The 7,092-nt window shown below is 62.2% G+C and carries 8 protein-coding genes; 2 read left to right on the forward strand and 6 right to left on the reverse strand.

What is annotated here, in order from left to right; translation table 11 throughout:
• On the reverse strand, positions 1-623 hold a 623-nt coding region (locus B3873_RS26015), incomplete at its 3' end, for a serine hydrolase (protein ID WP_286870003.1).
• 437 nt (positions 624-1,060) lie between these two features.
• Entirely contained in the window at positions 1,061-1,822 is a 762-nt protein-coding gene (locus tag B3873_RS26020; RefSeq protein WP_276842305.1) for a class I SAM-dependent methyltransferase, read from the reverse strand.
• 130 nt (positions 1,823-1,952) lie between these two features.
• Here B3873_RS26020 and B3873_RS26025 point away from each other — a divergent pair, with 130 nt between their 5' ends.
• Positions 1,953-2,759 (forward strand): helix-turn-helix transcriptional regulator, encoded by an 807-nt coding sequence (locus tag B3873_RS26025; protein WP_252696805.1) that lies wholly within the window; start codon positions 1,953-1,955, stop codon positions 2,757-2,759.
• Between the two features lie 22 nt (positions 2,760-2,781).
• Here B3873_RS26025 and B3873_RS26030 read toward each other — a convergent pair whose 3' ends face one another.
• On the reverse strand, positions 2,782-3,681 hold the full coding sequence (locus tag B3873_RS26030) for a DMT family transporter (protein ID WP_039790411.1): 900 nt from the start codon (positions 3,679-3,681) through the stop codon (positions 2,782-2,784).
• 44 nt (positions 3,682-3,725) lie between these two features.
• Positions 3,726-4,574, reverse strand: coding sequence for a histone deacetylase family protein (locus B3873_RS26035; protein WP_375163972.1), 849 nt, complete (start codon positions 4,572-4,574; stop codon positions 3,726-3,728).
• Positions 4,575-5,020: 446 nt separating this feature from the next.
• Between B3873_RS26035 and B3873_RS26040 the strand changes: the two genes are divergently transcribed.
• Positions 5,021-5,584: a phasin family protein gene (locus tag B3873_RS26040; RefSeq protein ID WP_039790397.1), complete on the forward strand. Its 564-nt coding sequence runs from the start codon at positions 5,021-5,023 to the stop codon at positions 5,582-5,584.
• An 81-nt stretch (positions 5,585-5,665) separates the two neighbouring features.
• On the opposite strand, the gene B3873_RS26045 is transcribed toward B3873_RS26040, so the two are convergent.
• Both B3873_RS26045 and B3873_RS26050 read right to left on the reverse strand, forming a co-directional pair.
• Positions 5,666-6,472, reverse strand: coding sequence for a competence/damage-inducible protein A (locus B3873_RS26045; protein ID WP_286870006.1), 807 nt, complete (start codon positions 6,470-6,472; stop codon positions 5,666-5,668).
• Positions 6,473-6,585: 113 nt separating this feature from the next.
• A partial coding sequence (locus B3873_RS26050) for an EI24 domain-containing protein (RefSeq protein ID WP_286870007.1) occupies positions 6,586-7,092 on the reverse strand: 507 nt, incomplete at its 5' end.

Consider the following 7,092-nt stretch of genomic DNA (forward strand, 5'->3'; position numbering starts at 1 on the left):
TTGCGGCCCAGCGCGGAGGCAGCACGGTTTTCGGAGCTCATCAGGGCGATGTGCAGCATGTCATCGCGGCTCAGGGTCGCGCCCACGCGCAGGCGCGAGCTGCTGTGCTTTTCGCGGTCGACGTCGTCATCGGTGACGGTCAGGGTTTCTTCCATGTTCAGGCGCGCTTCGACCACCACCAGCGCGGTCATCAGCTTGGTGACCGAGGCAATGGGGAGCGCAACTGAAGAATTCTTCTCGAACAGCACTTGCGAACTGGCCTGGTCGATCACCAGCGCCACGTTGGAGCGCAGTCCGACCGGATCAGGGGTGAGATTGAGGCCGGCCAGATCACCGGCGGTCATCACCGGCGGCACCACCGGAATGGACGGCGCGGCCGAGACGCGCTGGTAGCTGATGTGACGCTTGCCCTTGACCACGCTGACCTTGCGGACCAGTTTTTCGCGGTTGTTCAGGGAGCCTTTGGCCACCGTCTTGCTGACGGCCTGGGCCGGGCGTTTGGCCACGACTTTCTTGGCCGGCGCTTTCTTGGCGGCATTGTTGACCGTCTGGGCAGCGGCAGGAGCCAAACCAGCGTGGATGAACAGAAGTGATGTGAAAATGGCCAGCGCTGATTTGATCATAGGTGGAACTCCCCCCAATTTACCCTGAAAGTACACAAGAGAAACGTTGGCAGTGTAGCAAAATGCAGATTTTTCGCAAGAGAATTAAGACGTTAGCGCATTTTTTTAAACGCGTTTCTATCTCCGCGCCCGATCCGGTGCCCCACACTTTTTCGGGATTTACTGCAAATTTGCCGGGTGGCTGCTCGATGTTTTTCGAATTTTCTCAAGCAAAACCCAGGCCAACGAGACGGCATATTACCAGTCTAGCTGTCAGCTTTCGGTCACAATCACGATAACAGACGGCAATACTGACCCCAGATGTTCGCTTTACCATAATCCAAAGTGAATTGATAACGAGGCAGTGTCACATATCGTTGACGCCCCGTCTCCTGCCTTCAAGGGCGGGGGGCGGGGCGTTTCCATTGGCCGGGATCGAACGCGCCGGCATAGTCCGGTCAAGGCTTTCGGGCATCCAGCATGGCCACGTCGATGGAGAACGAGCAGGCCGCGTCGAGCGCGAAATAATCCTTCACCTCGCCGGGCGCAGCCTGCCACAGGGCGCGAATGGCGGTGATGCTGTCTTGCGGAGTACGCATCCGGGCCACCCAGGAATCGAATTCCAGGCGCAGCTTCCAAGTTTTGTCGTAGGCGATGGCAAAGCCGGCTGCTTTCAGCAGCTTGCGCCAGGAATTCAGGCTGACATTGCGTACATGTGAAGTATCGCGCAGCAATTCGATGGCCTGCACGTAGGTATCGGCCAAGACGTCCGCCGGCGCGGCGGTGTCGATGACGATGAAACGCCCGCCCGGCTTGAGCACGCGAAATACTTCATTCAAAGCCTGCGGCAACTGCCGCCAATGGTGGGCCGAAAAGCGCGTGCAGACCAGGTCGAAGCTGGCATCAGGAAAATCCAGCCGGTCGGCACTGCCCTGGCGCACGGCAAGGTTGCCGAAACCGCGTCCGGCGGCGGCAGTCGCCACCACCTTCAGCATCTCTTCAGACAAGTCATAGGCAATCACCTTCTCCACCACCGGTGCCACGGCGAAACTGGCGTGGCCGCCACCGCAGCCCAAATCCAGCACGCGTGCACCGGGGATGGAGGCGGCGATCTGCGCCAGCTCCTGCAGGTCGGCTCCCTGGGCATGGACGCTGCTGGTGAGGTAGGCGGCGGCGGTACTGCCGAACTGTTCGGTGACGACTTGCTGATGGCTGCGCATGGCGGGGCTCCGGGGCGATATGAAGGAAAAGACAGCAGTGCTGTGAAGGAAACGCCAGTCTAGCGAATTCTTATCCTGTTACAAGTGAAGCATTTATACTATTACCCCGACCACCACCCTGCCCGTCTTCATGGAACCCGACCTCGCCCGCCGCGCCCTTGGCGACTTCCTCAAATCCCAGCGCGAACAAACCGCACCAGCCCAGGCCGGCCTGCCGCATCTGGCCCATGGCCGCCGCCGTACCCCCGGCCTGCGGCGTGAGGAGGTGGCGCAACTGTGCGGCATCAGCGTGACCTGGTACACCTGGATTGAACAGGGGCGCACGGATTCGGTCTCGCCCCAGGCGCTGGCGCGCATCGCCGATGCGCTGCACCTGCCGCGTGCCAAACGGGCCTACCTGTTTGAATTGGCGGGAAAGAAAGATCCGGTGTTGCCGGAGCAGCAGGCCGCCACCGTGGTGGCGCCGGAAATCCTGGAAGTGGTCAGCCAGTTCCGTGCCCCGGCTTATTTGCTGGACCGCTATTGGAATGCCGTGGCCTGGAATCCGGCGGCGAGGAAGCTTTTTGCAGGGTGGCTGGATGGCAAGGAAAAACCACCCAACCTGCTGCGCTTCATGTTCAGCAGCGCGGCCGCGCAGTCATTGACGGTGGAATGGGAACAACGGGCGCGGCGGCTGGTGGCCGAATTCCGCGCCGATAGCGCCAGCCTGCTGGATGATCCGGAACTGCTGGGACTGGTGGAGGAATTGTCAGCCGCCAGCCCGCTCTTCCAGCGGGCCTGGCACCTGCAGGATGTGATCGAACGTGAAGGTGGCGAGCGCCGCTTCCAGCATCCGCAGCTGGGGGAACTGCTGTACCGTCAGGTCAATTTCCGCGTGGCCAACCGACCCGACCTGAAGCTGGTGACGCTGATGCCGGGCGCGATGACGCCCGGCTGAAGAAGGCAAGGCGCCGGTTGGCTTACTTGCGCACCACGAAGGCCACGCCGATCACACCCACCAGCATGCCCAGCGCACCGATGAGGCTGAACGCTTCACCAAACATCAGCCAAGCCATGACGGCCGTGGTCGGCGGCGTCAGGTACAGCAGACTGGTGACGCTGGTGGCAGCACTGCGCCGGATCAGCGCAAACAGCAGGAAGATCGCGCCAATCGACAGCGCCAGCACCGACCACAGCAGTGCGCCGATGAATTGCGGTGTCCAATGGACGTTGCTCAACTGCCAGTCCAGTCCTTCGACGGCCACGGCAAAGGGCAAGACGACGACGATGGAAGCCATGAACTGGATCGCCGTGCCGGTGCGCAAATCGAAGTGGGCGCAATAACGCTTCTGGTACAGCGTACCGGCCGTGATGCACAGCAAGGCAAAGACGCACAGCGCGATGCTGGCAGTGGACAGGCCAATCAGTGAAATCTTGTTGGCCACCACCAGACCTACCCCGCACAGGCCCAGCGCCAGGCCAATCCACTGCCGGCCCTTCACCGACTCGCCCAGCAAGGGGGCGGCGAAGGCAGTGAGGATGGGTTGCAGCCCGACGATCAGGGCCGACAAGCCGGCCGGCATGCCGATCTTGATGGCGCACCAGACCCCGGCCAGGTAACCCGCCTGCAGCAGCACACCGGCCACCGCGACATGGCGGATGCGGCCGTGCGGCCACGGGGCGCGGAACAACAGCACCAGCGGCAGCAGGACCACCAGCACCCCGGTGAAGCGCAGCAGCAGGAACGTCAACGGCGGCGCATACGGCAGGCCGAACTTGGCCACGATGAATCCGGTACTCCAGATCAGCACGAACAACAAAGGCACCAGGCTCATCAGGAGCTGGCGAGGCCGGCGGGCACCGGCGGCGGATTGCATCATTTCTTTTCCATCAGCGGGCGCACGGGGGTGCTGCCCGGGTCATCTCATCGTGCGCTCCAGCGGGCAGCGTGGAGGCTGGCGAGTCTTATCGTTTGTATGTGTACGGCGACGGTCTGTTCGATATCTCGTCCGTAACCGCCCGCCATCGTAACCGCAACCGGGATTTTATGCTCGCGGGCATAGCCGAAGACCGTCTCGTCGCGGGCCGCCAGTCCGCCCAGGGTCAGCTTCATCTTGCCCAGCCGATCGCCCTCATGCGGGTCGGCCCCGGCCAGGTAGATCAGCAACTGCGGGGCGAAACGCTGCTGCAGGGTGTGCAGGGCGTCGCGCAGGGCTTGCAGGTAATCGGCATCCCCCACGCCATCTGGCAAGGCCACGTCGAGGTCGCTCTGCTCTTTCTCGAAAGGATAATTGTTCTCTCCGTGCAGCGACAAGGTGAACACCGAATCATCACGCGCCAGGATGGACGCGGTGCCGTTGCCCTGATGCACATCCAGATCGACGATGGCCACCCGCGCCGCACGGCGTTCCGCCTGCATCAGCCGGGCCGCGATGGCGGCGTCGTTGAAGACGCAAAAACCTGCACCATGATCGGCGTAGGCGTGATGCGTACCGCCGGCCAGGTTGACCGCGATTCCCTCGCTGAAGGCGGCGCGGCAGGCGGCAATGGTGGCTCCTGAAGAGCGGCGCGAGCGTTCGACCATCTGCGGCGACCAAGGGAAGCCGATCTCGCGCTGTTCGGCGGCAGTCAGCTGGCCGGCACTGGCGCGGGCGATATAGTCCGGATGGTGGGCCAGCGCCAGTTCGCCGTCGCTGGCGGGCTGAGCCTCGTGAAAGTCCAGATCCGGCACGGCAGCCGCAGCCCCCTCCCGGATCATCCGGTACTTCACCATCGGGAAGCGGTGGCCCGGTGGCAGGGGTAAAACGAAGTGATCACTGTAGTACGCTTTCACATTGATTTTCCGTTACGTTGATGTGGTTGCCGCATTGCAACAAAACGCTTTGCTGCGCAGCGCAAACGATTGCGCGCCCCGCAACGATAACCGCTTTTGATGCTGCGACGCAAAAGCTCATCCGGAATGGCATCTCTTTTCAGAAAATTCCTAAAACAGCGCTAAGTCCTTGATTAGACTTGGATCAATTTTGAAGCGCTTTTTATGATTCCCGTGCGTTGAAACGTTTGACTTTATGCACGATTGAACTAGAATCCGCCTTGTGCATCGCATCATATTCAAAGAAGAAATTACATCGGGGATCCACCTGTCAACACTGATCGGTCCGTAAGCAATCACTGTCGCTGCCTTGTTCATCAACCCATCAACGAGAAGGATGTTTCAACATGACGACCTACACCGAGCAATTTTCCGCCGCTGCCAAAGCCAACGCTGAAGCGCAAATCGCCCTGTTCAACCAGCTGGCCAGCAAGACCTTTGAAGGCGTGGAAAAACTGGTGGACCTGAACCTGAAGGCTGCCAAGTCCTCGCTCGAAGAAACCCAGGCTGCTGCGCAAAAGCTGTTCTCGGCCAAGGACCCGCAAGAATTCTTCACCCTGACCAGCTCGCACGCCCAGCCGACGCTGGAAAAGTCGGTGGCCTACAGCCGTCACCTGAGCGGCATCTTCTCCAGCACCCAGGCTGAACTGACCAAGGCTGCCGAAGCCCAGATCGCCGAAGTCAACCGCAAGGTCGTGGCGATGATCGACGAAGTGGCCAAGAACGCCCCCGCCGGTTCCGAGCAGGCCATTTCGATGTTCAAGTCGGCCATCGGCAACATGAGCGCCGGCTACGAGCAGTTCACCAAGAACGCCAAGCAAGCCGCTGAAGTCCTGGAAGCCAACGTGACCAACGCCGTGGACCAGATGTCCCAGGCTGGTGCCAAGGTGACTCGCGCTGCCAAGAAGTAATCTCCGGGTTCTCCCGCAGAAACGAATGCCCCGGTCTTGCCGGGGCATTTTTTTTGACCTGCGCCAACGCCAGCAGCGGCCTCAGTTGCTGATCTGATACTCGGCGTGCAGCGCGCGCAGGCCTTCCTGCATCTTCTCGAAGGCCGGCTCCACCTGGGCCGGATCACCCTTGACGCCCAGATCGATGTGGCGTCGGGTCTTGTCGTCGCCCACGTGCGGCAGGCTGAACACCTTCACCAGCGGGAATTGCGCCTCGATGGCTTCCATCAGCGGGGTCAGGGTCGATTCCATCGCTTCGAACACCAGCATGGAGCGCTCGGCCCAGGCCTGGCGGTGGAACTGGTCGGCGTAATGGGTCTCCAGCACCCACTCGAACATCGGCCAGGCCATCACCGGGAAGCCCGGCGCAAAGTAATGCGCACCGGTGCCGCTGGTGTTGTTGAGCCAGAAACCGGGGATCTTGTTGTAGGGGTTGGGGATGATGGAGGCGCCCTGCGGGAATTCGCCCATCTTGAGGCGGTGCAGGTTGTCCGCGGCATTGAAGTCGGGGGTGGTGCCGGCTTCGCGGGCCATGTCGGCGATGCGCTCCTGGATCTTATCCTTGGCTTCGGGATGCAGCACCAGCGGCACGCCCAGTGCGGCAGCCGCGCACTGGCGGGTGTGGTCGTCAGGGGTGGCGCCGATGCCGCCGGTGCAGAACACCACGTCGCCAGTGGCAAGAGTGCGCTTGAGGGTGGCGGTGATGCGCTCGGGGTCGTCGCCGACGTACTCGGCCCAGGACAGTTGCAGTCCGCGCTGGCTGAGCAGCTCCAAGACCTTGGGGAAATGCTTGTCGATGCGGCGGCCCGAGAGGATCTCGTCGCCGATGATGATGAGTCCGAATGCCATGAGTCTGTCTGCCCGATAGGTTGATGAAACACTGCGGCGATTATGCCCGATTCGGGCCGGGGACGGATTGCCCTGCCCCGGGTTCGTCTCGGGTAGAAACCATCAAACCGGCGTCAACGTGGCGTCACGTCGATGACGCCCGCGTCCGGCGGCCCATCCGGTGCCTGGCCGCTGCGATGGCGCAGCAGCGCTTCCAGGCAATAGAACTGGAACCACAAGCCGGTGAAGACGAATACGACTACATACAGCCAGATCGCCACCGCCGCCAGCGCCGGCAGCAGGATCACCGACAGCACCCCGCCCAGCCACAGCAGCGTCGGTGCCGCACCGAGCGCACCGGCGATGGTGCCCACGGCCAGCAGCGGCCAGCGATGCAGGTGCAGGACGGCACGCCGTTCTTCGGTGCTGGCGTAGTCGGCCAGGGTGTCATAGGCCATCACGCGATAGGTCAGCCAGCCCCACAGCAGCGAGTGAATGACGAAGGCCAGCGGCGGGATCAGGAATACCCAGATCGTGGCCAGCCACAGCACCGTGAAGACGGCGAAGCACCACAGCGAGGTCCACAGGCTGGCGGGCCCGCCGCCGCCGCGGCGGTTTTCCACCACGGGGGAGGGGGGGGG

This window comes from Herbaspirillum sp. UBA812, from assembly GCF_002296545.1.
In the GTDB taxonomy this organism is placed as follows: Bacteria; Pseudomonadota; Gammaproteobacteria; order Burkholderiales; family Burkholderiaceae_D; genus Herbaspirillum; species Herbaspirillum huttiense.

What these genes read in the sequence shown, in the direction of transcription:
- B3873_RS26020 (WP_276842305.1), bottom strand. Translation starts at nt 1,822, where the DNA reads ATGCGCAGCCATCAGCAAGTCGTCACCGAACAGTTCGGCAGTACCGCC.
- B3873_RS26025 (WP_252696805.1), top strand. Translation starts at nt 1,953, where the DNA reads ATGGAACCCGACCTCGCCCGCCGCGCCCTTGGCGACTTCCTCAAATCC.
- B3873_RS26030 (WP_039790411.1), bottom strand. Translation starts at nt 3,681, where the DNA reads ATGATGCAATCCGCCGCCGGTGCCCGCCGGCCTCGCCAGCTCCTGATG.
- B3873_RS26035 (WP_375163972.1), bottom strand. Translation starts at nt 4,574, where the DNA reads ATGGTGAAGTACCGGATGATCCGGGAGGGGGCTGCGGCTGCCGTGCCG.
- B3873_RS26040 (WP_039790397.1), top strand. Translation starts at nt 5,021, where the DNA reads ATGACGACCTACACCGAGCAATTTTCCGCCGCTGCCAAAGCCAACGCT.
- B3873_RS26045 (WP_286870006.1), bottom strand. Translation starts at nt 6,472, where the DNA reads ATGGCATTCGGACTCATCATCATCGGCGACGAGATCCTCTCGGGCCGC.